This window comes from Cellulomonas biazotea, from assembly GCF_004306155.1.
GTDB classification, from domain to species: Bacteria; Actinomycetota; Actinomycetes; order Actinomycetales; family Cellulomonadaceae; genus Cellulomonas; species Cellulomonas biazotea.
Genome location: NZ_BIMR01000100.1, coordinates 20,690 through 44,868 on the forward strand (window position 1 = coordinate 20,690; position 24,179 = coordinate 44,868).

Annotated in this window: 24 protein-coding genes; 8 read left to right on the top strand and 16 right to left on the bottom strand. The window is 74.6% G+C overall.

The window, feature by feature from the left end:
* Positions 1-33: 33 nt before the first annotated feature.
* Positions 34-387, top strand: a complete 354-nt coding sequence (locus CBZ_RS21725; protein ID WP_246013152.1) for a carbon-nitrogen hydrolase family protein — start codon at positions 34-36, stop codon at positions 385-387.
* Positions 384-1,172 (top strand): polyprenol monophosphomannose synthase, encoded by a 789-nt coding sequence (locus CBZ_RS08070; protein ID WP_130781057.1) that lies wholly within the window; start codon positions 384-386, stop codon positions 1,170-1,172. Before CBZ_RS21725 ends, CBZ_RS08070 begins: the two co-directional genes overlap by 4 nt.
* A 23-nt stretch (positions 1,173-1,195) precedes the next feature.
* Here CBZ_RS08070 and CBZ_RS08075 read toward each other — a convergent pair whose 3' ends face one another.
* On the bottom strand, positions 1,196-1,540 hold the full coding sequence (locus CBZ_RS08075) for an RNA polymerase-binding protein RbpA (RefSeq protein ID WP_130781058.1): 345 nt from the start codon (positions 1,538-1,540) through the stop codon (positions 1,196-1,198).
* Between the two features lie 223 nt (positions 1,541-1,763).
* Between CBZ_RS08075 and CBZ_RS08080 the strand changes: the two genes are divergently transcribed.
* Entirely contained in the window at positions 1,764-2,711 is a 948-nt protein-coding gene (locus CBZ_RS08080; RefSeq protein WP_130781078.1) for an aldo/keto reductase, read from the top strand.
* A 75-nt stretch (positions 2,712-2,786) separates the two neighbouring features.
* On the opposite strand, the gene CBZ_RS08085 is transcribed toward CBZ_RS08080, so the two are convergent.
* From CBZ_RS08085 to CBZ_RS08110, 6 genes are all read right to left on the bottom strand, one after another.
* Positions 2,787-3,311: a hypothetical protein gene (locus CBZ_RS08085; RefSeq protein WP_130781059.1), complete on the bottom strand. Its 525-nt coding sequence runs from the start codon at positions 3,309-3,311 to the stop codon at positions 2,787-2,789.
* A gap of 125 nt (positions 3,312-3,436) precedes the next feature.
* Complete coding sequence (locus CBZ_RS08090) at positions 3,437-3,910, bottom strand: heme-degrading domain-containing protein (RefSeq protein ID WP_130781060.1); 474 nt, start codon at positions 3,908-3,910, stop codon at positions 3,437-3,439.
* Between the two features lie 54 nt (positions 3,911-3,964).
* Positions 3,965-5,017, bottom strand: coding sequence for a tyrosine-type recombinase/integrase (locus CBZ_RS08095; protein ID WP_246013154.1), 1,053 nt, complete (start codon positions 5,015-5,017; stop codon positions 3,965-3,967).
* 929 nt (positions 5,018-5,946) lie between these two features.
* Positions 5,947-6,447, bottom strand: a complete 501-nt coding sequence (locus CBZ_RS08100; RefSeq protein WP_130781061.1) for a GNAT family N-acetyltransferase — start codon at positions 6,445-6,447, stop codon at positions 5,947-5,949.
* 35 nt (positions 6,448-6,482) lie between these two features.
* Positions 6,483-6,677: a hypothetical protein gene (locus CBZ_RS08105; RefSeq protein ID WP_130781062.1), complete on the bottom strand. Its 195-nt coding sequence runs from the start codon at positions 6,675-6,677 to the stop codon at positions 6,483-6,485.
* Between the two features lie 88 nt (positions 6,678-6,765).
* Positions 6,766-7,413 carry an MBL fold metallo-hydrolase gene (locus CBZ_RS08110; protein ID WP_130781063.1) on the bottom strand — a complete coding sequence of 216 codons (648 nt, stop codon included), beginning with the start codon at positions 7,411-7,413 and terminating at the stop codon, positions 6,766-6,768.
* A 186-nt stretch (positions 7,414-7,599) separates the two neighbouring features.
* Here CBZ_RS08110 and CBZ_RS08115 point away from each other — a divergent pair, with 186 nt between their 5' ends.
* A complete protein-coding gene (locus CBZ_RS08115) occupies positions 7,600-8,367 on the top strand; it encodes a ParA family protein (protein ID WP_130781064.1) in 768 nt (255 codons plus the stop codon).
* A 109-nt stretch (positions 8,368-8,476) separates the two neighbouring features.
* On the opposite strand, the gene CBZ_RS08120 is transcribed toward CBZ_RS08115, so the two are convergent.
* The 8 genes from CBZ_RS08120 to clsA form a co-directional block, all read right to left on the bottom strand.
* Positions 8,477-9,067: a MerR family transcriptional regulator gene (locus tag CBZ_RS08120; RefSeq protein WP_130781065.1), complete on the bottom strand. Its 591-nt coding sequence runs from the start codon at positions 9,065-9,067 to the stop codon at positions 8,477-8,479.
* 160 nt (positions 9,068-9,227) lie between these two features.
* Complete coding sequence (locus tag CBZ_RS08125; protein WP_130781066.1) at positions 9,228-9,746, bottom strand: bifunctional nuclease family protein; 519 nt, start codon at positions 9,744-9,746, stop codon at positions 9,228-9,230.
* 68 nt (positions 9,747-9,814) lie between these two features.
* Positions 9,815-10,579 carry a transcriptional regulator FtsR gene (ftsR, locus tag CBZ_RS08130; protein ID WP_246013155.1) on the bottom strand — a complete coding sequence of 255 codons (765 nt, stop codon included), beginning with the start codon at positions 10,577-10,579 and terminating at the stop codon, positions 9,815-9,817.
* Positions 10,580-10,622: 43 nt separating this feature from the next.
* Positions 10,623-11,105, bottom strand: a complete 483-nt coding sequence (locus tag CBZ_RS08135) for an FHA domain-containing protein (protein ID WP_130781067.1) — start codon at positions 11,103-11,105, stop codon at positions 10,623-10,625.
* A gap of 111 nt (positions 11,106-11,216) precedes the next feature.
* Positions 11,217-12,794, bottom strand: a complete 1,578-nt coding sequence (locus CBZ_RS08140; protein ID WP_130781068.1) for a DUF881 domain-containing protein — start codon at positions 12,792-12,794, stop codon at positions 11,217-11,219.
* The gene (locus tag CBZ_RS08145) at positions 12,791-13,123 is read right to left on the bottom strand and encodes a small basic family protein (protein WP_013771088.1); all 333 of its coding nucleotides are present in this window, start codon (positions 13,121-13,123) and stop codon (positions 12,791-12,793) included. The genes CBZ_RS08140 and CBZ_RS08145 overlap by 4 nt, the downstream gene beginning before the upstream one ends.
* Complete coding sequence (locus tag CBZ_RS08150) at positions 13,120-14,094, bottom strand: DUF881 domain-containing protein (protein ID WP_130781069.1); 975 nt, start codon at positions 14,092-14,094, stop codon at positions 13,120-13,122. Before CBZ_RS08150 ends, CBZ_RS08145 begins: the two co-directional genes overlap by 4 nt.
* The gene (gene clsA / locus CBZ_RS08155) at positions 14,091-14,675 is read right to left on the bottom strand and encodes a cardiolipin synthase ClsA (RefSeq protein WP_130781070.1); all 585 of its coding nucleotides are present in this window, start codon (positions 14,673-14,675) and stop codon (positions 14,091-14,093) included. The genes CBZ_RS08150 and clsA overlap by 4 nt, the downstream gene beginning before the upstream one ends.
* Before the next feature lie 157 nt (positions 14,676-14,832).
* On the opposite strand from clsA, the gene CBZ_RS08160 reads away from it, so the two are divergent.
* The gene (locus CBZ_RS08160; RefSeq protein ID WP_130781071.1) at positions 14,833-15,249 is read left to right on the top strand and encodes a CoA-binding protein; all 417 of its coding nucleotides are present in this window, start codon (positions 14,833-14,835) and stop codon (positions 15,247-15,249) included.
* A gap of 250 nt (positions 15,250-15,499) precedes the next feature.
* Complete coding sequence (locus tag CBZ_RS08165; protein WP_130781072.1) at positions 15,500-17,266, top strand: DEAD/DEAH box helicase; 1,767 nt, start codon at positions 15,500-15,502, stop codon at positions 17,264-17,266.
* Positions 17,267-17,400: 134 nt separating this feature from the next.
* Here CBZ_RS08165 and CBZ_RS08170 read toward each other — a convergent pair whose 3' ends face one another.
* Positions 17,401-20,100 carry a substrate-binding domain-containing protein gene (locus CBZ_RS08170; RefSeq protein WP_130781073.1) on the bottom strand — a complete coding sequence of 900 codons (2,700 nt, stop codon included), beginning with the start codon at positions 20,098-20,100 and terminating at the stop codon, positions 17,401-17,403.
* Positions 20,101-20,238: 138 nt separating this feature from the next.
* On the opposite strand from CBZ_RS08170, the gene CBZ_RS08175 reads away from it, so the two are divergent.
* Together CBZ_RS08175 and CBZ_RS08180 are read left to right on the top strand one after the other, a co-directional pair.
* Positions 20,239-21,273, top strand: a complete 1,035-nt coding sequence (locus CBZ_RS08175; protein ID WP_218022731.1) for a LacI family DNA-binding transcriptional regulator — start codon at positions 20,239-20,241, stop codon at positions 21,271-21,273.
* 193 nt (positions 21,274-21,466) lie between these two features.
* On the top strand, positions 21,467-24,088 hold the full coding sequence (locus CBZ_RS08180) for a glycoside hydrolase family 6 protein (RefSeq protein WP_130781074.1): 2,622 nt from the start codon (positions 21,467-21,469) through the stop codon (positions 24,086-24,088).
* Positions 24,089-24,179 lie beyond the last annotated feature (91 nt).

Below are 24,179 nucleotides of genomic sequence, written 5' to 3' on the forward strand. Positions count from 1 at the left end.
CTCGTCCGGGACGCGGTCAGGTCCGGGGGAGAGGTGCTCGTCGTCCAGACGAACAACGCCTCCTTCGGCATGAGTGACGAGTCGACCCAGCAGCTGGCGATGGCGCGGCTGCGGGCCGTCGAGCACGGCCGTGCGACGGTGCAGATCTCGACCGTCGGCGTGAGCGCGGTGATCGAGCCCAACGGGGTCGTGAGCCAGCAGACCGGGTTGTTCACCGCCGAGCAGATGGTCGCCGGCCTGCCCCTGCGCACCACCTGGACACCGGCGACGCGGCTGGGCCCCTGGCCCGGGCTCGTCGTCGACGCCCTCGCGGTGTGCGTGGTCCTCGCCGGTGCCGCCGGCGCGCGACGCGTGCCCCGCACCGACCGAACGGAGAGCGCGGCATGAACCTCAGCGACGCCCGGGTCCTCGTGGTGATCCCGACGTACGACGAGCGCGAGAACATCCCGATCGCCCTCGAGCGGCTCCGCGAGCACGCTCCCACGGTGGACGTGCTCGTGGTCGACGACGGGTCTCCCGACGGCACGGGCGAGCTCGCCGAGAAGATCGCCGCCGACGAGGCCGCCGCACCCGACCCCACGCGCTCGCTCGCGGTGCTGCACCGCAGCGGCAAGCTCGGGCTCGGCACCGCCTACGTCGCCGGCTTCGGCTGGGCGCTCGCACGCGACTACGACGTCGTCGTCGAGATGGACGCCGACGGGTCGCACCGCGCGCAGGACCTGCCGCGGCTGCTCGCCGCCGTCGCCGACGCGGACCTGGTCCTCGGCAGCCGGTGGGTGCCGGGCGGGAGCGTCGTCAACTGGCCGCTGCACCGCCGCCTGCTGTCCGTCGGGGGCAACACCTACACGCGGATCGTGCTGGGCATCCCGTTGCGCGACGCGACCGGAGGCTTCCGTGCCTACCGCGCCGACCTGCTGCGGTCGCTCCCGCTCGCCGAGGTGGCGTCGCAGGGGTACTGCTTCCAGGTCGACATGGCCTGGCGGGCGGTCCGTGCGGGCGCGCGTGTCGTCGAGGTGCCGATCACGTTCGTCGAGCGCGAGATCGGGCGCTCGAAGATGAGCCGGGCGATCGTCGCCGAGGCGCTGCTCAACGTCACCGGGTGGGGGATGCGCGAACGCTCCCGCCGGCTGGCGGGAGCGTTCGGGCTGTCACGCCGCGCCGCGGCCCGCTGAGGGGCCGGGCAGCGGTCGACGGGTCAGGCGCTGCGGCGGAGCTTGCCCGCGCGCAGCAGGCCGAGGCGCTCGTCGAGCAGCTCCTCGAGCTCGCCGATGGTGCGGCGCTCGAGCAGCATGTCCCAGTGCGTACGGGCGGGCTTGCCCGCCTTCGCCTCCGGCTTCGAGGCGTCACGCAGGAGCGCCTCCGCGCCACAACGGCACTCCCACACCACCGGGACCTCGGCCTCGACCGAGAACGGCAGGATGATGGTGTGCCCGTTGGGGCAGTCGTAGTGCGCCTGGAGGCGGGGGGCGAAGTCGACGCCCTCGTCCGTCTCCATGCTGTGGGACCCGATGCGCATGCCGCGCAGGGACCGGTTTGCCATCAGGGGACCTCCGTGCCGGGTTCCGGCCGTCGAGTGAGAACTTCCACCGATGTTCAACGGCGGTCGACCCCCCAGTGTTCCACGCAGGCGTGAAGGTCTGGTGAACGGGCGCCGGGAAGGGGTGGACGAACCGGGCAGACCCGCGGGGGACGGCCCCGCCGGAACGGGCGAGGGCTGACGTAGGGTGCTGCGGGTGACGACGACGGCGCCCCCGGCGCAGACCATGTCCTACCGGCGGCTCGGCACCAGCGGGTTGACCGTGTCCGTCGCCGGCCTCGGCTGCAACACCTTCGGGGCCACGTTGCCGCCCGAGGGCGTGGCCGGCCTCGTGTCCGCGGCGCTGGACGAGGGCGTCACGTTCTTCGACACCGCCGACGTGTACGGCGGCACCCCGGGCCAGAGCGAGGAGCTCCTCGGCGCCGCCCTCGCCGGACGACGCGACGACGTCGTCGTCGCGACCAAGTTCGGCATGGACGTCGCGGGCCTCAACGGCACGGACTGGGGTGCAAGGGGGTCCCGCCGGTACGTGCGGCGCGCCGTCGAGGGGTCGCTTCGCCGCCTCGGCACCGACCGCATCGACCTCTACCAGATGCACGCGCCCGACCCGCTGACGCCGATCGGCGAGACCCTCGCGGCGCTCGACGAGCTCGTGCACGAGGGCAAGGTCCTGTACGTCGGCTCGTCGAACTTCGCGGCCTGGCAGGTCGTCGACGCCGACTGGGTCGCGCGCACGACGCACGTGGCCCCGTTCGTCTCGGCGCAGAACCGGTACAACCTGCTGGACCGCTCGGCCGAGGCCGACCTGGTCCCCGCACTGGACCGCGTCGGTGGCGGGCTGATCCCGTACGTCCCGCTCGCGTCCGGCCTGCTGACCGGCAAGTACCGCCGGGGTGAGGGCGCACCCGAAGGCTCGCGCCTCACGCGCATGCCGCAGCGGCTCGAGAGTGCCGACTTCGACCGGATCGAGGCGCTCGACGCCCTCGCGGGCTCGTGGGGCGTCGACCTGCCAACCCTCGCCCTCGGGGGTCTCGCGGCGCAGCCCGCCGTGACCAGCGTGATCGCCGGGGCGCGCACGCCCGACCAGCTCCGGGCGAACGTCCGCAGCATCCTGTGGGAGCCGACCCTCGAGCAGCTCGCCACGATTGACGAGGCGGCGCCCGGAGCCGCCTGAGCAACGCCCGGGCCGCGGGGAGCGGCGTGGGCCGAGGGGCCCGGTGAGGGTCGCGGCGGGTGAGGGACGCGGCCCTCACCACTCGATGACGCGAGCCCTGCTCGCACCGATCGCGGCCATCGCCCGGACGCGCACGCCGTGCTCGTCGGCCGCGTCCCGCAGCGCCGGCGCCCACGACGTCTCGAACGCGCCGCGGTCGCCGCCCGCCGCGCGGACCAGCCCGACGACCACCGCCCCGCCGGGCGCCTCGCGGTCGAGCACTGACGCGAGCACGTGCATGACGTGCGCGGCGACGCCGGGGGACGCCGTCATCGGCACGTCCGCCAGCGGCAGCACGCTCGGCAGGCAGCGGTCGTGCGCGTCGAGCAGCACGAACCAGAGCGCCGGGGGACCGGCACGCTCGGGGCCGACCAGGCGCAGCAGCAGCCCCAGGAGGTCGTCGGGGTCCTGCAGCGCGTGCCGGGGGAGACGGGGCAGGTCGTCGTCGGGTCCGTGCCCGTCGACGACCCACGGCACGTCGGCCCAGTCGTCACCGTCCGACGTGCCGCCGTCCGGGTCGTCGTCCCAGCCCAGGTCGTCGTGGTGCGGGTTGATCCTCATCGCCGCAGCGTGGCGTCACGCCCCGGTGCGAGGGCTCACGGCGTCCGCGCGCCGTGGACGGGCCACGCCGCCGTGCGGCCTGTGGACGGCTCGTCAGGTGACGGACGCCCGCACCACTCGGCTCGTCAGGCGGCGAACGCGCGCAGCGCCTCGACCACCAGCGCGTGGTCGTCGGCCTGGGCGAGCCCGGACACCGTGACCACGCCGACCACGCCGACGCCGTGCACCCGCACCGGGAACGCCCCGCCGTGCGCGGCGTACTGCTGCAACGGGAGCTCGTGCTGCTCCCCGAAGGTGGTGCCGCGGGCCCGCGCCCGCAGCCCCAGCAGGAACGACGACGCGCCGAACCGCTCGACGACACGCACCTTGCGCTCGACCCACGAGTCGTTGTCGGGCGAGGTGCCCTCGCGCGCCGCGTGGAAGAGCTGCTGGCCGCCGCGACGGATGTCGACCGTCACCGGCAGGTCGCGCTCGGCCGCCATCTCCATGAGCAGGCAGCCGAGCTGCCACGCGTCGTCGTACGTGAACGAGCGGAGCACGAGCTCGCGCTCCTGCTGCTCCACCTGGGCGATCGTGGCGTCGAGGTCGTCGGTGCTCATGCCCTCATCGTGGCCCACGACGCCGACGCGGCGCGCGTCGCACGCCGGTCGACGTCACCGGGCTGCCGCGGGCGTGCCCCCGGTGACGTCCGGCGCAACGGTCCCGGGGGAGGGGAGTGCCGCGTCGACCTCCCGCAGCACACGTCGTGAGGGCGAGACGAGCACCGCGTCGCGCACGTCGGACGCTGTCGCCTTGACGTAGATGCCCGTCGTCTTGAGGTCCTCGTGGCCGAGCAGCGCCTGGACGGCGGGGGCGGGGACACCCGAGCGGATCAGGCCCTTCGCGAACGTGTGCCGGAACCCGTGCGCCGCCTCGCCCTCCTGCTTGGCGACGCCGGACCGCCGGATCCACCCGTCGACCAGGTGGTTGAGGGCACCGCGCTGCAGCGGGCGGCCCGACGACAGCCGGAGCAGGGGAGCGGCGTGCTCGGGAGGCCCGAAGCGCTCGTCACGCTCCGCGACGTACTCCTGCACGACGCGCAGCGCCTCGGGGGGCACCGGCACGTTCCGCTGGCGGTTCCCCTTGCCGATGACGGTCAGGACGGCCTCGCCGTCGTCCTCGACGCGCACCGAGCGGTCGGTCAGCGAGCACAGCTCGGAGGCGCGCACGCCGGTCGTCGACAGCAGCGCGAACGCCGCCCGGTCGCGCGCGGGCCAGCGCCGCTTGTCGCCGGGCGCGACCTCCCACGCGACCTTCGCGAGCCGCAGGAGCTCGCCGTCGTCCCACCCCGCGGGGAGGCGGACCGGGCGCTCCGGCGCCTCGATCCGCAGCGTGGGGTCGACCGCGAGGTGGCCCTCCATCTGCAGCCAGCGGACGAACAGGCGCAGCGTCCCGACCCGGCGCTGCACGGTCGACGCGGCCTCGCGGGCGCGGATCTGCCGGTAGGCGTTCTTCACGTTGAGCTCGGTGAGGTCGTCGGCCGTGAGGACCGCCAGCGGGTCCTCGTCGTCGTCGCCGAGACGGCCGAGGTCGGAGGCGACCTGGTGCGCCCACGTGACGACGTCCTGGCGGTAGCCGGCACGCGACCCGTCGGTCAGCCCGCGCCTGGTCAGCGTCGCGCGGTCGGTGAGGAACGGCTCGACCACGGTCGAGAGCAGGACGGGCATGGGGGAACCGTAGGCATCCGTCGACCCGTGGGGAGCACGGCACGCCGCAGTTCTGCCAAAGTCGACGCGCGGAGGTCTGGAGGCCCGGCTGCGAGAGAGGGGCGTCGAAGTCGGCGACCCACCGGCGCGAGCATCGTGCGCGTGTGCACCGGCCGAAGCGGCACGCCCCGGGTGGCGCCGGGATGCCCGGGTGCGACGTGGCCGCCAGGCGTACGTCGGCGCGTCAGGAAGTCCTGACGACGCCAGGAGTCGGTCACGGAGAGGACCGCCCGGAGACGTCCTGGCGCGACGGCCGTGACGTGTCGGGAGACGTGCGGCCGCAGGACGAGGCGCGCGGCCGTCCCGGCGCCGAGAGAGTGGCTCTCCACGATTCTGCCAAAGTTCCGGCTATGTTCGAAAACCTGCTGGATGTGGGCGAAGAGGGGCTGAGAGGCGGTTTCGGTCCCGGGTACGTCCCTGACGCCGTCCTCGGCACCGCGTTCCCGTGGACACGCTGCGCCGTGCGCGTGCCGCCCGCACCGTCGTCGCTCGTGAGCCGTACGTGCGCCGGCGCACCGTTGACGGGCGCCGACCGTGCTCGGGCGACAGCCGCGTGCCGATGGACCTGGTGTCCGTGCCGTCGTCGTCGACTGCGAGCCGACGCGGGCACCCTGCCGAGGCGTCGTCTCAGCGGTGCTCTCGTGAGACTCGCCTCGCGACGACGACGACGACGACGACGTGAAGCTCGCCGCCCAGGCGTCGTGCTCAGCGGCCGCACCGCACCGACCGGCACCTCGTCCAGACGCACGTGGCGGCCCCCGCCGGCCCGTGACCCACAGGCACCGCCGAGCGCGTCAACTATGGCAGAAACCTTCTCGCCCACGGCGTCGGTGGATGCCCCCACGGTCGGCGTCACCGCATGCAGCCCGCGCACGGGAGTCGCCTGCGGCTCAGCGCAGGTCGACGTCTCCCACCGGACGGACCCACCGCTCCTCGACCCGCGACGGGTCACGCGGCAGCGGCTGCCTCTCCCCCGTGCGCGTGAACCCGGCACGGACGTACAGGTCCCCCGCGGCGTGGTTGCCGTCGACGATCCACAGCGACACCGTGCGCGCCCCCTCGGCCTCGGCGGCGGCCTGGACGGCGTCGAGCAGCGCCCACCCGACACCCTGGCGCCGCGACTCCGGGGCCACCCAGAGCGACACCACGTGCCGGTCGTCCACCGGCGAGCCGGGCTCGAGGATCATCGTCACGATGCCGCGTGGCACGCGCTCGTCGTCGACGGCGACCCACGTCGGGCCGCCGCGCAGGCGCATCCGCCAGTGCGACTCGCGGAACGACTCCTCGCGCTCGAGCGACGAGCCGAAGACCCCCGGGTCCTCCCGCAGCGCCCGCAGGCGCACGTCACGCACGAGCTCCCAGTCGTCTTCCAGCACCCGGTGGATCAGCACGGCTCAAGGATGCCTCACGCGTCCCCGCTCGGCGCTCAGGCCTCGTCGCGCGCCGCACCATCCGCAGCGCCGGACGCGCCTGCCGCACCGGGCAGGTCGTCGGGCGAGCCTCCGTGGCCCTCGGGGTCGGGGACGGAGCGGGCGACGTCGGCGATCTCCTCCTCGGGGCGAGGCGGGACGGTCTCGTCGAACTCGAGCTCGGGCACCTCGTGCCCCACGGGGAACGTCACGTCTGCCTCCGTCTGGCGATCGGGCGCGCGGTGGCGCCGGTCGGGTTGTCGCACAGGCTACGACCGACGCGCACGTCGCGCCCGCCGGTCAGCCGACGTCGATGCCCTCGCCCGGCCCGAGCGCGACGAGCTCGCCGGCTCCGGCGAGACGAGCGACCAGCGCACGCGCGCTCGCGCGCCCGGCGTCGCTCAGGAGGGCGTCGTGGATCATGACGACCTTCCCCGGTGCGACACCGCGCACCCAGTCGACGACCTCGCCCAGCCGCAGCCACGGCGCGCCGACGGGAGTCAGCAGGACGTCGACCTGGGCGCCCTGCGGGTCGACGTAGGCGTCGCCGGGGTGCAGGACGCCGGCGACGAGGAAGCCCACGTTGGCGACGCGCGGCACGTCGGGGTGGATCACGGCGTGCCACTCCCCCAGCACGCGCACGTCGAACCCGCCCACCTCGAGCTCGTCGCCCCTGCGCACCTCGTGCAGGCGCTCGGTCGGTGCGCCGGCGTCACGCAGCGCGGTCAGGACCCCGGCCGGGGCCCACACGTCCGCCCCGGCGGCGACGGCAGCGGCGACGGGTTCGACCGCGACGTGATCAGGGTGCTCGTGCGTCACGAGGATCGCCGCCACGCCGTCGAGGGCGTGGTCCAGGTCGGAGAAGGTGCCCGGGTCCACGACGAGGGCGTCGTCCCCCCGCTCGAACCGCACGCAGGAGTGCCCCCACCGGACCAGTCGCGTCGTCATCGGGCCAGTGTGCCGCAGTCGTGCGGTGTCGCCACAGGTCAGCGCGTCACCCCCGCGCCGCGGGCGCGTGCCGCGGTCTCCACGGGCAGCGGCGCAAGGCCGCCGAGGCGCCCGCTCCCCCGCTCCGGCGTGCCGGACGCGCGTCCGGTTTCGTGCCGGGCAGCCGGTGCCCGTACCGTGTTGGCCGTGCTGGTGCTCGGGGTGTGCAGTCTCAAGGGTGGCGTGGGCAAGACGTCGGTGACGCTCGGGCTCGCGTCCGCCGCGCTCGAGCTCGGCCTGCGCACGCTCGTCATCGACCTGGACCCCCAGGGCGACGCGACGATGGCGCTCGGGGCGCGCGCGGCAGGTGAAGGCGACGTCGCCGGCGTCCTCGACGCGCCCGGTGCCGAGTCCGTCGCCGCCGCGACGGTGCTGAGCTCGTGGGCCGACGACGGCCTGGACGTCCTCGTGGGCTCCGAGCGGTCGGCGCTGCACGACCGCCTCGACGACAACGACGTCGACCGACTGCGGTTCGCGCTCGCGTGGGTGTCCGGCTACGACCTGGTGCTCGTCGACTGCCCGCCGTCGCTCGGCGGCCTGACCCGCACCGGGCTGACGGCCTGCGACCGTGCGGTCGTCGTCACCGAGCCGGGGCTGTTCTCCGTCATGGCCGTGGGTCGCGCGATGCGCACGATCGACGACCTGCGGCGTGGACCCGCCCCCCAGCTGCAGCCGCTGGGGATCGTCGTGAACCGGGTACGCGCGCGGTCCGTCGAGCAGGCGTTCCGGCTCGAGGAGCTCCGCACGCTGTACGGGCCGCTGGTGCTCGCGCCGTTCGTGCCGGAGCGCGCGGCGCTGCAGCAGGCGCAGGGCGCCGCCCAGCCCGTGCACGCCTGGCCCGGTGCGGCCGCTGCCGAGCTCGCGAGCACGTTCGAGGCGTTGGCCGAGCGGGCGTTGCGCGCACCGCGTCGCTGACGTCGACCGCCCCCTCCGGCGTCGCACGCACCGTGAAGGTGCGGACGGAACACGCGCCGCGCCTGATGCGTGCGATGCGCCGGGGCCCAGCGTCGAGGCCGGGCCGTCGTCAGCCGGCGGAACGGGCCTGACGACGCAGAGCGAGCTCGTCGTGCGGCTCGTGGGCCATCACGGTCGTGCCCTCGTCCTCGGCGCGCTCGGTGGGCAGCTCGGCCAGCGACCCCTCGACCTCGCGCCAGACCCGGCCCACGGCGATCCCGAAGACGCCCTGGCCGCCCTGCACCAGGTCGATGACCTCGTCGGCGGACGTGCACTCGTAGACGCTGGCACCGTCCGACATGAGCGTGATCTGCGCGAGGTCGTCGACGCCGCGCTCGCGCAGGTGGCTGACGGCCGTGCGGATCTGCTGCAGCGAGACTCCGGTGTCGAGCAGACGCTTGACGACCTTGAGCACCAGGATGTCGCGGAAGCTGTAGAGCCGCTGCGTGCCCGAGCCGGTGGCGGGGCGCACGGAGGGCTCGACGAGGCCCGTGCGGGCCCAGTAGTCGAGCTGGCGGTACGTGATGCCGGCCGCGCGGCAGGCGGTCGGGCCGCGGTACCCGGAGTACGTGTCGAGGTCGGGGAGGTCGTCGTCGAACAGCAGACCCTGTGCGCGCTGCGGCACCGGTGTGGCGTGCTCGGCGCTCTCGTTGCTGCTCACGGGTCCTCCACTCGCTGCGCCGTGCGGCGCGCTCTTCCCTGACTTCCTGCAACGCTAGGCCTGCGACCACCCCGATGCAACGACGCCCGCTCCGGGCGTGTCGCGCTCGGCGAGTCTCACCTTCGACCTGAGGTCGAAGGTTGCTGCTGGTGGCGCGGTCTCACGGGCCGCGCCCGGGCTCGTCGGGGTCCTCGCCCGTCCCGAAGTCGTCGGGTGTGACGACGTCGAGAAAACGCCGGAACCGCTCCAGGTCCTGCTCGGTGGCCGTCGTGCGGACCTCGACGCCCGCCACCGCGACCACCTCCGCCGCGCACATCACGGGACAGCCGAAGCGCAGCGCGAGCGCGATCGCGTCCGACGCGCGCGAGTCGACGCGCGGCCCCGTCTGCAGGACGAGCTCCGCGTGGAAGACGCCGTCCTCCAGACGGGTGATCTCGACGCGCGTGAGGCCCGACCCCGTGGCGACCAGGACGTCCCGCAGCAGGTCGTGCGTCATCGGCCGTGGCGGGACGATGCCCGCCTGCGCGGACGCGATCGCGCTGGCCTCGGCGGCCCCGATGAGGATCGGCACGAGCAGCTCGGAGTCGGGGTCGAGCAGGAGCACGACGATCTCGTCGTCGGCCAGGTGCTGCCGCACGCCGACGACCTCGACCTGAACGAGCTCGACGTCCTCCCCCACCCGACCAACGTACGACGCCCGGACCGATCTGGCGCGGCTCAGTCGGCGTGTGGCTGGGACGTCCTGCGTCAGGGGGCGAGCTCGGCGACGGCGGCCCGGACGAGCGCCGTGTGCATCTGCGTGCACAGCTCCCCGACCTCGGCCGCGACCGTCCCCGCGCGTGCCGCCGCCGACGCTCCTCGGCGACCGCGCCACGGTGCCGCGACCTGCTCGACGAGGTCCGCCTGGCGGTCAGCGGCGGTGCGGAACTGGCGCAGATGACGCGCGTCGATGCCGTGCTCCGCCAGCGCGGCGGCCGCGACGACCACGTCCCGCGCCCACGGGTCGAACGACGAGCGTCCGTGCGGCCGCAGGACGCCGGCGGCGACGAGCTCCTCGACGAACGCCACCTCGACCTCGGCCTGGGCGGCGAGCGACTCGACCGTCCAGCGGACCTCACCCGACTGGACGACGCCGTCGCGCGTGGCGAGACGCGCCCGGGGCGCGGCCTCTTCCTCCTCGCCGGCGTCGAGCGCCGCGAGCCGCTCGCCGATGACCTTGAGCGGCATGTACTTGTCGCGCTGCTGGCGCAGCACGAAGCGCAGCCGCTCGATGTCGGCGGGCGAGTACTGCCGGTAGCCCGCGGGCGTCCGCACGGGCTCGACCAGGCCCTGCTCCTCGAGGAAGCGCAGCTTCGACGTCGTCACGGCCGGGAACTCGATCCGCAGTGCGGCGAGCACGTCGGAGATCCGCATCGAGGCGCGGCGGGAGATCCCCCGCGGCCACGGCTCCGACGCCGCCGGCTCGCGCTGCTCCGCCTGGTGCTCGGCGCGTCGCGCCTGCGCCCCGGTCATGCGCCGCTCCCCTGCGAGATCGGCCCGTGAGGCACGGTCCCGGTCACGCGCGCGGTGCCTCACGGTGCGGGCTCGGGTGGAACGTGAGCCGGTACTTGCCGATCTGGACCTCGTCGCCGGCCCGCAGGACGGCCTGGTCGATGCGCGTCCGGTTGACGTAGGTGCCGTTCAGCGAGCCGATGTCGCGCACCGCGAACTGCTGCCCGTCGCGCACGAACTCGACGTGCTTGCGCGACACCGTGACGTCGTCGAGGAAGATGTCGGCCTCGGTCGACCGGCCCGCGACCGTCCGGTCGGCGTCCAGCAGGAAGCGCGCGCCGGCGCTCGGCCCGCGCTGCATGACCAGCAGGGCCGACGTCGGCGGGAGCGCGTTCACCGCGACGACCTCGTCGGGCGTCAGCCCCACGGGTGCGGCCGCCTCGATCTCGACGGGCTCGAGCGCCCCGAACGACATCGTGGTGTCGGGGCCGTACCCGCGACCCGCCTGCGGTTCGGGGACCCCGGGGGCCTGCTCGTTGCCGCTCATTCCGCCTCCCGGAGCCGTACCGTTCGTCCTGACCACCGCCGCCTTCGGGGGGTCACGCACACCCTATGCGGACGTGCGCCATCGGTGCAGCACCACCCCCCGGGCGCGCCCTCAGCCGGACTCCGGCGGGACCGGTGTCGCGTGCACCGGGTCTGGCACGACCCGGATGGCCGTGACCTCGACCAGGTCGGCCCGCTCGACGCTGCCGGTGCCGCCGTTGCGCCGCACCTCCGCCAGTGCGCCACCGGGGATCTGCAGGGCCGGGGCGATCGTGTCGGGGTCGCCGATGACGTCCCAGACGTACGGCGCGGTGAGCGTGACCCCGTCGAGCTCCACGGAGCCGGCGGACCCGGTGAACGCGCTGCTCGCCGTGATCCGCTGACCGTTGAGCTGGATGGCCTCCGCCCCGGCGTTGCGGAGCTCCTCGAGCATGTTGACCATCGTGACCGGCTTGATGAGCCCGTCCGGCTCGACGTCGTCGAGCGTCGCCACGACACCCGGCCCCTCCGCGGGCAGCCGCCCGGTGAGGATGCCCTGCGTCTCGGCGTTGCGGCGCAGCGCGTCGAGCGCCGCCTGGCGGGTGTTCGACCCCGACAGCAGCTCGTCGCGCTCGTCCGCCAGGTCGGCGAGCTCGCGCTCCAGCGCGTCGCCGCGGGTCGTCGCCTCGTCGAGGATGCGCACGAGGTCCGCCTGCCGCATGCCCGTGAGCGTCGAGTCGCTCGTCTGCCGGATCTGCACGGCGAGCGCGAAGCCGAGCAGCGCGCACAGGACACCGGCGAGCACCTGCGCCCGCGTCACGCGGGGCTTGAGCGCCCGGCCGAGCACGACCCAGCCGCTCGGCCCCGGCGTGCCGACGACCGGGGTCCCGGCGGTCGGCGGGCCGACGACGGGGGTGGCGGCGCTCGGCGGGCCGACGACCGGGGTGCCGGCGGTCGTCGGCCCGCCCCGCTCACCTGCGTCGAGGATCCCCGGGGCTGCGAGGAGCGCGGCGGCCGCGTGCGGGTCGACATCCGGTCCACCCACCTCGTCGACGCCGTCGTCGGACGCGAGGGCGGCGTCGCTGTCGTCGGCGTCGCGACGAGGGTCCGCGCCGTCCGCTCCGACGTGGGCCGCTGCCCACGAGGACTCCGGCGTTCGGGCCGGGTCAGGTGTCACCCGTTCCCGCGCGAGGAGCTGCTCGTCGTCGTGCTCCTGGGCGACCGCCGAGGACGACGCGAGCCAGGCGGCCTCGTCGAGGGCGTGCTCGGCACCGACGGGCTCCGCGTCAGCGATCTCGTCGGGCGTGGCAGCGACCTGGGCGACGGTGGTCCGCGCGAAGGGCTCCGTCGCGTCGGCGTCACGGTCGTCGATGCTGTCGGCAAGGGCCGCGGAGGCCTCGTCGTCGCCCGCAGCGCCGGCGCCGACCTCGTCCTCGCCCGCGTCGCCGGCGCCGACCTCGTCGTCGCCCGCAGCGCGGTCCACGTCCGCGTCGCCGACCGCGGTTCCGTCCAGGTCGGCGTCGACGTCGCCGCCCGCGTCCACGTCCGGCGTACCTGCCGTGCCGTCGGTGGTCGCGTCCAGGTCGACAGCCCCGGGCCCACCGTCGTCCGCCGGGTCCCCTGGGACGGCCGGCGTCACGACGTCGGGCCGTGTCGCCGCGTCGCCCGGCGCCGGTGTGGCGTCGGACGCGTCGTCGGGACGGTCGCTCATGCCTTGAAGAGGTGCCGGCGGATCGAGGCGGCGTTGGAGAAGATGCGGATGCCGAGCACGACGACGACGGCGGTCGAGAGCTGCGTGCCGACGCCGAGCTGGTCGCCGAGGAACACGATGAGCGCGGCGACGACGACGTTCGAGAGGAACGACGTGAGGAAGACGCGGTCGTCGAAGATGCCGTCGAGCATCGCCCGGAGGCCACCGAAGAGGGCGTCGAGCGCCGCGACGACGGCGATCGGCAGGTACGGCTGCAGCTCGACGGGCACGGTCGGCTGCAGGACGAGGCCCACGACGACTCCCACGACCAGCCCGATGACTGCGATCACGTGCCATCCCTCCCCGAACGACGTGCCGACCCTGCCATACCCGCGGCGTCCGTCGCACCCTCCTCGACCGCGGCGGACTCGTCGTCCGCCGGTCCCTCGGTCGGGCTGGGCGTCAGGAGGCTCGACTCCTCGGGCACGGTCGCGCTGCGCAGCGTGACCTGCCCGGCGCCGCCGAGCTCGAGCTCGGGCTGGGACGACCAGGTCACCCCGATGTCGTAGCTGCTGCGGAGCGTCGCGAGCAGCTGCCCGGCGGGGCTGCGCGCGAGCTCGGTCTGCATCGCGACGGCGTCGCCGATCGCCTCGACGGTGTACGGGCTGACGAGCGGGACGAAGTCGACCCACACGGCGGAGCCGGCGCTGCGGATCGCGGACGTCGCGATGAGGCGCTCGCCGTTGATCGCGACGGCCTCGGCGCCGACGGCCCAGAGTCCGTTGACGAGCACCTGCAGGTCGCCGTCCTGCACGCGCGACAAGGGGTCCTCCTCCTCGGCGGGGTCGGTCTGCGCGTCGGTGAGGACGATCCGCAGGCCAGGGCCGGTCACCGGGACGAGCCCTGCGGCGACCTGCCCGGCGGCGATCTCCTGGGCGAGCGCGGGGTCGGCGTCGCCGAGCGCGTCGGCCTGGAGCGCGCGGATGTCGTCGTTGAGCGTGTCGATCTCGCGCTCGAGGTCGTCGGCCTCGGAGGTGCGCTGCTCGATCTGGCGCTCGAGGAGGTTGCGGGCGGCGGTGACGGCGGTGGGCGGCGTGCGCAGCGAGAGCGCCGCGGTGACGGTCCCGGCGCCGAGCGCGACGGCGACGACGACGAGCCCGACGGTGCCGCGGCGCGTGCGGGGCGGCTGGGTGCCCGCCCGGACCCGTTCGGCGGCGGCCGCGTACCCGGGGTCGAGGGGACGCCGGTAGACCTCGTTGAGCAGCGTCATCGAGACGTCCGGCGCGGGGCGCGGGACGGCGTCGCCGTGCCGGGCGGTCACGCGGTCGCCGTCCGGTCACGCAGGAGGCCGCGGGCCTGCACGAGGTAGAGCGCGCCCGCGAACCAGTACAGCCCGACACCCCACAGGGCGCAGGCCCACCCGACGACGAACGCGACCGAGCCGAGCGGGTCGGCCCACTGGCCGAGCAGGAGCAGCGGGAACGCGTAGAGCAGCGCGAACGTGCCGGCCTTGCCGGCCAGGTGCACGGGCGGCGGTCCCCAGCCGGCGCGCGCGAGGCGCACGAGCAGCCCGGCGAGCAGGACGTCGCGGGCCACGAGGACGGCCAGCAGCCACCACGGGACGGCTCCGCGCCACACGAGACCGATGAGCGTGACGAGGATGAACAGCCGGTCGGCCGCGGGGTCGAGGAGCTGCCCCAGCCGGGAGACCTGGTGCAGCCGGCGCGCGAGGACGCCGTCCAGCCAGTCGCTCGCGCCGGAGACGGCGAGCACGACGACGGCCCAGCCGTCGTGACCGGTCGCGATGAGCCACCCGAAGACGGGGACGAGGAGGAGCCGGACGAAGCTCACGAGGTTGGGCACCGTCAGCACGCGGGGTGTGACGACGTCGTTCTGACTCACTGCCTCCCCCGTCGTTCTTGGTGCTTGCGGCGACGATCCTACGGCGCGGACCCGCCCGAGCCGGCCGAACACGGCGGAGACGGGACGCACACGTCCTCACCTGCGGCTCCGCGCCGAGTCCCCTGCGCCGCGCCGCGGGGCGTGCGACGCTTCCCCCGTGACCCACCGCAACGATCCCGACGTCGTCCGCCGCCTGCTGACCACGCCCGGCCGCTGGGCCGTCGTCGGCCTGTCCACCAACACGTCGCGCGCCGCGTACGGGGTCGCGCGGTTCGTGCAGGACGCCGGTCACGAGATCGTGCCCGTGCACCCGTCGGCACCCACGGTGCACGGCGCCGCGGGCTACGCGTCGCTCGCCGAGGTGCCGGGTGCCGTCGACGTCGTGGACGTGTTCGTCAACAGCGACCTGGCGGGCGCGGTCGTCGACGAGGCGGTGGCGATCGGCGCGAAGGCCGTGTGGCTCCAGCTGGGCGTGGTCGACGAGGCCGCCGCGAAGCGGGCCGCCGACGCGGGGCTCGACGTCGTGATGGACACCTGCCCGGTCATCGAGGCGCGGCGGCTCGGGCTGGACTGAGCGGCCGCCCCGGGGCCTGTGCCGGAACTCACGCGCACGTCACCCCCGCGATCGGCCCGTCCACCCGTAGACTGGTCGGCGATTGTTGGAGTTCGTCGCGCGTCCCCCGTCGAGAGCCGCACCAGGTGCGTGCTCGTGTCGAGAAGGTCTGGGCACCGTCCATGGTGCCGTCGGGTGTTCGGGGCAGCAGCGACCCGCCGTCGCCGTCCTGGCGCACGGTTCAGGGCTCCGCGCTACCCGAACGGTGACCATGAGCTCCCTCGTGCCCCCTGCCCCCACGTCCCCGGACGCCTCCCCCACCTTCGACGGCCTCGGTCTGCCGGCGAGCCTCGAGCGCGCCGTCGCCGACCTCGGCTTCGTCACCCCCTCCGCGATCCAGGCCCAGGCGATCCCCGCGCTGCTCGCAGGCCGCGACATCGTCGGTGTCGCGCAGACCGGCACCGGTAAGACGGCCGCGTTCGGCCTGCCCCTGCTCGCCGCGGTCGACCCCGAGATCGCGGCCGTCCAGGCCGTCGTCCTCACCCCGACGCGCGAGCTCGCGATGCAGGTCGCCGACGCGATCGCGTCGTTCGCGACCCACCTGCCGCGTCTCGGTGTCGTCGCCGTCTACGGCGGCTCGCCGTTCCTCCCGCAGCAGCGAGCCCTGGCTCGCGGCGCGCAGGTCGTCGTCGGCACCCCCGGCCGCGTCCTCGACCACCTGGACCGGCGCACGCTCGTCATGGACCAGGTCCGCTACCTCGTGCTCGACGAGGCCGACGAGATGCTGCGCATGGGCTTCGCCGAGGACGTGGACCGCGTCCTGTCCGCCGCGCCCGAGAAGCGGCAGGTCGCCCTGTTCTCCGCGACGATGCCGCCGCCGATCCGCCGCGTCGCCGAGCAGCACCTCAACGCGCCCGTCGAGATCACCGTGGCCCGGCAGTCGTCGACCGTCACGACGGTCCGCCAGACGTACGCCGTCGTCCCGCACCGGCACAAGATCGGCGCGCTCGCCCGCGTGCTCGCCGTGACCGAGGCCGACGCGTCGATCGTGTTCGTGCGGACCCGCGGTGCGGCCGAGGAGGTCGGCAGCGCGCTCGTCGAGCGCGGCATCTCCGCGGCGCACATCTCCGGGGACGTCGCCCAGTCGGACCGCGAGAAGATCGTCGAGCGCCTGCGCTCGGGTGCGCTGGACGTGCTCGTCGCGACCGACGTCGCCGCGCGTGGCCTCGACGTGGACCGCATCGGCCTGGTCGTGAACTTCGACGTCCCGCGCGAGGCCGAGACCTACGTGCACCGCATCGGCCGCACCGGCCGTGCCGGTCGCGAGGGCGAGGCGCTCGCGTTCGTGACCCCGTCCGAGCAGTCCCGTCTGCGCACCATCGAGCGCACCACGCGGGCGACCCTCGAGCAGGTCACGATCCCCAGCCCCGCGGAGGTCAGCGCGCACCGCGTCGCGAGCCTGCTCGGCCGCGCGGCCGAGCGTGCGACCCTCGGTCGCCTCGACGTGTACCGCGAGGCCGTCGCCGCGCACCTCGCCGCGCACCCCGGTACGGACCCGGTCGACCTCGTGGCCGTCGTGGCGGCGCTCGCGGTCGGCGACGAGGGCCCCGCGGCCCGGACCGGCGACGACCTGGACGACGCCCTCGAGCGCGCCCACCTCGCTCCCGGCCGCCCCGAGCGGTCGGCGGCGGGCGACGACCGGCCCCCGCGCGAGCGTCGTCGCAACGACACGCACATCGCCGGTGGTCCCCCGCGCTGGCGCGTGGCGGTCGGGCACCGTGACGGCGTGCAGCCCGGTGCCCTCGTGGGGGCGCTCACGGGTGAGGGCGGCCTGACGGGCAAGGACGTCGGCAAGATCGACATCTTCGGCAGCTTCTCGCTCGTCGACATCCCCGGCGGCCTGTCCGCCGAGGCTGTCGACCGGCTCGCCCGGGCCCGCGTCGCGGGTCGTCCGCTGCGCATCCGCGTCGACTCCGGCCCTCGTCCGGGCCACGGCGCCTCGCGGCCGTCGCACGGCCCGCACCGCGGTCGCCCCTGACCGCACCTCGGGCCCCGCGCCCGCACACGCACCGGCCCGTGGCGACCTCGTGTCGCCGCGGGCCGTCGTGCATGCGGCCGTCGTGCACCCGGCCGTCGTGCACCCGGACCGTCGTGCGTCCGAACCTCAGTCCGTCAGCGCAGCACCTGGCCGGGACGCGCCTCGTGCCACGCCGTGGAGCCGCCGCGCAGCAGCGCGATGTCGACCTCCCGCAGCACGTCCGACACGTCGCGGAAGCCCCGGATGCTGCCGAGCGCACCGACCCGGATGCGCGTCCCGAGCTCGTTGCGGAGCTGGTCGAGCAGCTGCCCCACCCGCCCCGGCACGCCGCCCGGGCCGACGTCGTCGAGCAGCACCGCGAAGTCGTCCTCGGCGATCCGGGCCGGGGTGTCCCCCTCGCGCAGCGGCCGCCGCAGCCGCCGGACGAGCTCGCGGTGCAGGTCGAGCTGCACGTCCCCGTCGCCGTCGTGCCGGCCCTGCGTCGGGATCGCCTGGTCGTCACCGACCCGCACGAGCACGACCGCGCAGTCGTACGACGGCGAGCGTCGCGTCCGCAGCAGCGCCGACGCGAGCCGGTCGAGGAACAGCAGCCGGTTGACGAGGCCTGTCTCCGGGTCGTGCAGCGCGTCACGCTGCAGCGCGAGCTCCGCCTCCTTGCGCTCCGTGACGTCGACCAGGGCACCGACGAGCCGCGCGGGGCAGCCCGCGTCGTCGAGCACCGTGACGGCGCGGCACAGCATCCAGCGGTAGTCGCCCGACGACGTGCGGACGCGGTGCTCGAGCTCCAGGGGCGTCCCGGCGCCTGCGAGCTGCGACGCGATCGCCGCCGACAGGTCGTCGCGGTCGGCGGGGTGGACGCGCTCGAGCCACTCGGCCGGGGAGTCGCCGATGACGTCGTCGTCGTAGCCGAGCGTCTGCTTCCACCGTGGCGAGTAGTAGACCGTCCCGGCGGACACGTCCCAGTCCCACGTGCCGTCGTGCGCCGCCATCGACGCGAGCGCGTACCGCTCCTCGCTCGCGCGCACGGTGTCGGCGAGCGAGCGCTCGCGGGCGGCGGCCTGCTCGAGGGCCCGGCGCTGCTCGCGCAGGGACGCGAGGAGCCGCTCCTGGTCGAGCGCGACGGCGAGCAGCGCGGCCCAGTGGTTGAACCGGTCGCGGGCGCTCGTCGCGCGCGTCTCGGCCGCACCGTCGATCGCGAGCAGCCCCCAGTCGCTGCCGCCGAACGTCACGGGGATCACGAACGTCAGCTCGTTGGCGCCCACGGTGCCGGCGCGGGTGAGCGCGGTGGGCGGGAACTGGCTCGCCGTCGTCCGCATCCCGACGAGCCGCGACAGCGTGCCCGACGTGTCGTGGACACCCACGACCTCCATCTCCCGGTCGCCCGGGCCGCGGTCGCCGCCGAGCCACAGCCCGAGGCACGCGTGCCCCCGCACGCCACGCGGCAGCCACCCCAGCGCCCGCGGGCTCGCGCCGTCGCCGCGCAGCAGGTCCATGTCGACCTCGTACTGGTCGACGATCGTCCGCTCGAGCTGGCCGGACCGGGCGAGCATCGCGCGCGTGCAGCCCTTGGTGAGGGCCAGGAGCACCTCGGTGACGGCCCGGCGGACGCTCGCCTCGTGGTCCGCACCGGGGAGCGCTTCCACCGCGGCGACCTCGATCGCGCGCAGACAGGCGACGAGCTGCTCCAGCGCCTCGGGGTGCGGCTGCATCGCCGCGGTGAGGTCCGCGAGCCGCGCGAGGGCAGGCGGTGCGGGCACCACGCCGCGCTCGGCGGCGGCCTCGAGCGGCTCGACCACGGCGTGCCACCACGTGTCCCGCGGGGCGCTCCCGGCCCGGCGGCCGATGCCCGCGCCGACCGGCCCGACGAACGCCGTCTCGGCCAGGGCACGCAGCACCTGGTGCCCGCCCGCGACGCCGCGTCCCGCGAGGTCGAGCGGTCCCGCCGAGCCCACCTCGGTGCACCCGCACGACTCGCGGAGCACGAGCGTCGAAGGCGCGCGGTACTCGCCCCCGGGGACGTCCTCCCCGCGCATGCGGGCCAGCAGCAGCGAGACGGCGGTCTCCCCCACGCGGTCGTAGTGCGCGTCGACCGTCGACAGGCGCGGCGTCACGCGGGCGCCCGAGTCGGCGTGGTCGAACCCGATGACAGCCTGGTCGCGGGGCAGGACGAGCCCGGCGGCGCGCAGGGCGCGCTGGAAGCCGATGGCGTTGCGGTCGGTCGCGGCCACGACGGCCGTGGTGGGCCGTCCGAGGGCGAGCATCCGCGCGGCGGCGTCGGCGCCGCCCTGCTCGTGGTTGTCCGTCGCGTCGTACCACCACGTCTCGGCGGGCTCGATGCCGTGGTCGGCGAGCGTCGCGCGGTAGGCGGCGAAACGCTCGCGCATGTCGCGCTGCGTGAGGCAGCCGACGAAGCCGATCTGCGTGTGCCCGTGCTCGACGAGGTGGTCGACGGCGGCCCGCAGACCCCCGGTGTTGTCGGGCACCACGACGGGGTCGTCGAGGCTCGTCGGCTCCTCGCTGACGAGCACGAGCGGCACGCCCCACTGCTGCACGGCGGCGAGCCGGTCGGCCCGCAGCGCCTTGCCGACGACGACGAGACCGTCGACCGCACCGAGCGCCACGGGGGCGTCGAGGATCGACTCGTCGGGGTAGCGCTCGCGGTCCAGGCCCGCCGGATACGTCTGGACGGCCACCACCCGGTGGCCCGCCGCACGGGCCGCGCGGGCGACTCCCGCGATGAGTGCACCGAAGTAGAAACCCCCGACGACCGGCGAGAGCACCCCGATCGTGCGCCGCGCTGTGGGCGACACCGGACCTCGCCGGACGGTTCCCATGGCCACTCCCGTCTACGTCGTCGGAGCCGAGATGGTGCAATTGTGCCGCATCGGGCGACACACTAGGTGATCGTGGTCACACCTGCATATGACTCGTCCACCGCCGGGAGCACTCCGTCGTCCCCGACCCCTGGGCCAGTGCCGCCTGCGTCCCCGACGACCCGCCGCCCGACGATCACCGACGTCGCGCGCGCGGCCGGGGTCTCGATCGCCGTCGTGTCGTACGCCCTGAACGGCCGGCCCGGTGTCTCGGCCGCGACCCGTGAGCGGGTGCTGCGCGTGGCTGACGAGTTCGGCTGGCGACCCAGCGCGGCGGCCCGGTCGATGCGCACCGGCCCACGCGCGGTCGGTCTGGTGGTGGACCGCTCGGCGGCCGGTCCGGCGGCGCACGCCACGGGCGTGCTCGAGTTCGTCACCGCGCTGCAGGAGGTCCTCGCGACGCGCAACCTCGCGCTCGTGCTGCAGATCGTCGACGGCCCGGAGGCCGCGGTCGCCCTCTACGGCGAGTGGTGGGCGGAGCGGCGCTTCGACGTCATGGTCGTGACAGACGTGCTCGTCGAGGACGCGCGCATCGACGCGCTGCGCCGGCTGCGGGCCCCGGCGGTCGTCGTGGGCGGCTCGCCCGACGACCACGACCTCGCGGGTGTGCGGGTCGACGAGGCGGACGCGTTCTCCCGGGTCGCGCGGTACCTGCTGGAGCTCGGGCACCGGAACGTGGCGGCGGTGACGGCCCCCGCCGGGCTGGCACGGACGCGCGCGCGGGTCGCGGCGCTGGGGCGGGTCCTCGACCCGGCGGGCGGGCACCTGGTGCACGAGGCGACCGCGGGTACGGCCGAGGAGGCCGCCGTGGCGACGCGGCGGCTGCTGACGTCGGGCCGGCCGCCGACGGCGATCGTCTACGACTCGGACCAGATGGCCATCGCGGCGCTCGACGTCGCGCGCCGCACGGGCATCGCGGTGCCGTGGGACCTGTCGGTCGTGGCGGGGTCGGACTCGGCGCTGTGCCGGCTCGCGACGCCGTCGGTGACGACCCTCCCCTCGGCGCAGCACGACCTCGGCGTCGCCGCGGGCGAGGCGGTGCTCGCGGTGATCGACGGCGACCCGCGGGCACGGCGCGAGCTCCAGGTGGGCGGTCTAGCGGTGCGGGGCAGCACGGGGCCGCGCAGCCGGTGACCTGGGCGTCCGTCCGACGGGCGTCCGATCGGTCACGAATCGGTAACGCGCAGGGCTTAAACGATTTGCCCCATCCCGTCCCGCCGGGCCGCCATGTTGAGGTAGCCGCCAGTCGCCGTGGACTCCCCCCGGGCGACTCGCGCCCGGCCGGGACGGTCCGCCCGGGTGTGCCGAACGACACCCGGAGGACCACGTGTCCACACACCGCAAGCCAGCAGGGGTGAGGCGGCGCCTGCGCGCCGTCGCGACCGCTGCGACGGCGACGGCACTCGCCGTCGTCCCACTCACGAGCCTCGCGACGGGCGCGAGCGCCGCGCCCACGCACGTCGACAACCCCTACGCCGGCGCGGTGCAGTACGTGAACCCCACGTGGGCCGCCTCGGTGAACGCCGCCGCCGGCCGCCAGAGCGCGGACCCGACCCTCGCCGCGAAGATGCGGACGGTCGCGGGCCAGCCGACGGCCGTGTGGATGGACCGGATCAGCGCCATCACCGGCAACGCGGACGGCAACGGCCTGAAGTTCCACCTCGACAACGCCGTCACGCAGCAGAAGGCCGCGGGCAAGCCGCTCGTCTTCAACCTCGTCATCTACGACCTGCCGGGCCGCGACTGCTACGCGCTCGCGTCGAACGGCGAGCTCCCGGCGACCGACGCGGGCCTCGCGCGGTACAAGACCGAGTACATCGACCCGATCGCGGACCTGCTCGACAACCCGGAGTACGAGAACATCCGGATCGCCGCGACCATCGAGCCCGACTCGCTGCCGAACCTGGTCACCAACATGAGCCAGCCGGAGTGCCAGCAGTCGGCGCCGTACTACCGCCAGGGCGTCAAGTACGCGCTCGACAAGCTGCACGCCATCCCGAACGTCTACAACTACATCGACATCGGCCACTCGGGCTGGCTCGGCTGGGACAGCAACGCCGGTCCCGCCGCCACGCTCTTCGCCGAGGTCGCCAAGTCGACGACCGCGGGCTTCGCGTCGATCGACGGGTTCGTCTCCGACGTCGCCAACACGACGCCGCTCGAGGAGCCGTACCTGCCCGACTCGTCGCTGACGATCAACAACAACCCGATCCGGTCGTCGAAGTTCTACGAGTGGAACTTCGACTTCGACGAGGTCGACTTCGCGGCGCACATGCACCGCCTCCTCGTCGCCGCAGGCTTCCCGTCGACGCTCGGCATGCTCGTCGACACCTCGCGCAACGGCTGGGGCGGCCCGAACCGGCCCACCGCCGTCTCGACGAGCACCGACATCAACACCTACGTCGACCAGTCCCGCGTCGACCGTCGCGTCCACCGTGGCGCGTGGTGCAACCCGCTCGGTGCCGGCATCGGCCGGTTCCCGGAGGCCTCGCCGTCCGGCTACGCCGCGTCGTACATCGACGCCTTCGTCTGGATCAAGCCCCCGGGTGAGTCCGACGGTGCGTCGACCGACATCCCGAACGACCAGGGCAAGCGGTTCGACCGCATGTGCGACCCGACCTTCGTGTCGCCCAAGCTGAGCAACCAGCTCACCGGTGCCACCCCGAACGCGCCGCTCGCCGGCCAGTGGTTCGAGGAGCAGTTCGTCACGCTCGTGAAGAACGCCTACCCCGTCATCGGCGGCACGACGCCGGTCGAGGACACCCAGGCGCCGTCGGTCCCGTCCGGCCTCACCGCCGGCACGACCACGTCGACCTCGGTCCCGCTGACGTGGACCGCGTCGACCGACAACGTCGCCGTCACCGGCTACGACGTCTACCGCGGCACGACGCTGGTCGCGACCGCCACCTCGACGAGCTACACGGTCACGGGCCTGTCGCCCGCGACGGCGTACTCGTTCACCGTCCGCGCCAAGGACGCGGCGGGCAACGTCTCGGCGGCCTCCACGGCGGTCTCCGCGACCACGCAGTCCGGCACGGTCACGGACACGACGGCGCCGTCGGTGCCGACTGGCCTGACGGCCGGCACGACGACGACCACGACGGTCCCGCTGTCGTGGAACGCGTCGACCGACAACACCGGCGGGTCCGGCGTGGCCGGCTACGAGGTGCTGCGCGGCTCGACGGTCGTCGCCACGACCACGTCGACGAGCTACACGGTGACGGGCCTGACGGCCGGCACGGCGTACTCGTTCTCCGTGCGGGCCAAGGACGTCGCGGGCAACACGTCCGCCGCGTCGGCAGCCGTCTCGGCCACGACCAAGACGGACACCGTGGTCGACACCACGGCGCCGTCGGTCCCGACGGGTCTCGCCGCGGGCTCCGCGACGACCTCGTCGATCCCGCTGTCGTGGAACGCCTCGACGGACAACGCCGGCGGGTCCGGCGTGGCCGGCTACGAGGTCTACCGCGGCACGACTCTGCTGGCGACCGTGACCACGACCTCGTACACGGCGACGGGCCTCACGGCCGGCACGACGTACGCGTTCACGGTCAAGGCCAAGGACGTCGCGGGCAACATCTCCGCGGCCACCGCGGCGCTGTCCGCCTCGACGCTGCCCAGCAACCCGACGGGCGGCTGCACCGTGAAGTACACGGCCAGCTCGTGGAACACCGGCTTCACCGGCTCGGTCAAGGTCACGAACAACGGCACCAGCGCGCTCAACGGCTGGACGCTCGGCTTCTCGTTCGCGAACGGCCAGCAGGTGACGCAGGGCTGGAGCGCCGAGTGGTCGCAGAGCGGTGCCGCGGTGACGGCCAAGAACGCCGCGTGGAACGGGACGCTCGCTGCGGGCGGCTCGGTCGACGTCGGCTTCAACGGCTCGCACACGGGCACGAACAACGCGCCGACGGCCTTCACGCTCAACGGCGTGGCGTGCACGGTCGCGTGACCTGAGGTGCCCACGGCACCGACCGCATGACAGGGCGGGGGTCCTCCGGATGTCCCGGAGGACCCCCGCTCCCGTCTGTCCGGCCCACCAC

Coding starts and splice junctions, on each gene's coding strand:
- CBZ_RS08080 (WP_130781078.1), top strand. CDS start 1,764: ATGTCCTACCGGCGGCTCGGCACCAGCGGGTTGACCGTGTCCGTCGCC.
- CBZ_RS08095 (WP_246013154.1), bottom strand. CDS start 5,017: ATGCCCGTCCTGCTCTCGACCGTGGTCGAGCCGTTCCTCACCGACCGC.
- CBZ_RS08165 (WP_130781072.1), top strand. CDS start 15,500: ATGAGCTCCCTCGTGCCCCCTGCCCCCACGTCCCCGGACGCCTCCCCC.
- CBZ_RS08135 (WP_130781067.1), bottom strand. CDS start 11,105: ATGAGCGGCAACGAGCAGGCCCCCGGGGTCCCCGAACCGCAGGCGGGT.
- CBZ_RS08110 (WP_130781063.1), bottom strand. CDS start 7,413: ATGACGACGCGACTGGTCCGGTGGGGGCACTCCTGCGTGCGGTTCGAG.
- ftsR (WP_246013155.1), bottom strand. CDS start 10,579: ATGACCGGGGCGCAGGCGCGACGCGCCGAGCACCAGGCGGAGCAGCGC.
- CBZ_RS08075 (WP_130781058.1), bottom strand. CDS start 1,540: ATGGCAAACCGGTCCCTGCGCGGCATGCGCATCGGGTCCCACAGCATG.
- CBZ_RS08170 (WP_130781073.1), bottom strand. CDS start 20,100: ATGGGAACCGTCCGGCGAGGTCCGGTGTCGCCCACAGCGCGGCGCACG.
- CBZ_RS08090 (WP_130781060.1), bottom strand. CDS start 3,910: ATGAGCACCGACGACCTCGACGCCACGATCGCCCAGGTGGAGCAGCAG.
- CBZ_RS08085 (WP_130781059.1), bottom strand. CDS start 3,311: ATGAGGATCAACCCGCACCACGACGACCTGGGCTGGGACGACGACCCG.
- CBZ_RS08140 (WP_130781068.1), bottom strand. CDS start 12,794: ATGAGCGACCGTCCCGACGACGCGTCCGACGCCACACCGGCGCCGGGC.
- CBZ_RS08070 (WP_130781057.1), top strand. CDS start 384: ATGAACCTCAGCGACGCCCGGGTCCTCGTGGTGATCCCGACGTACGAC.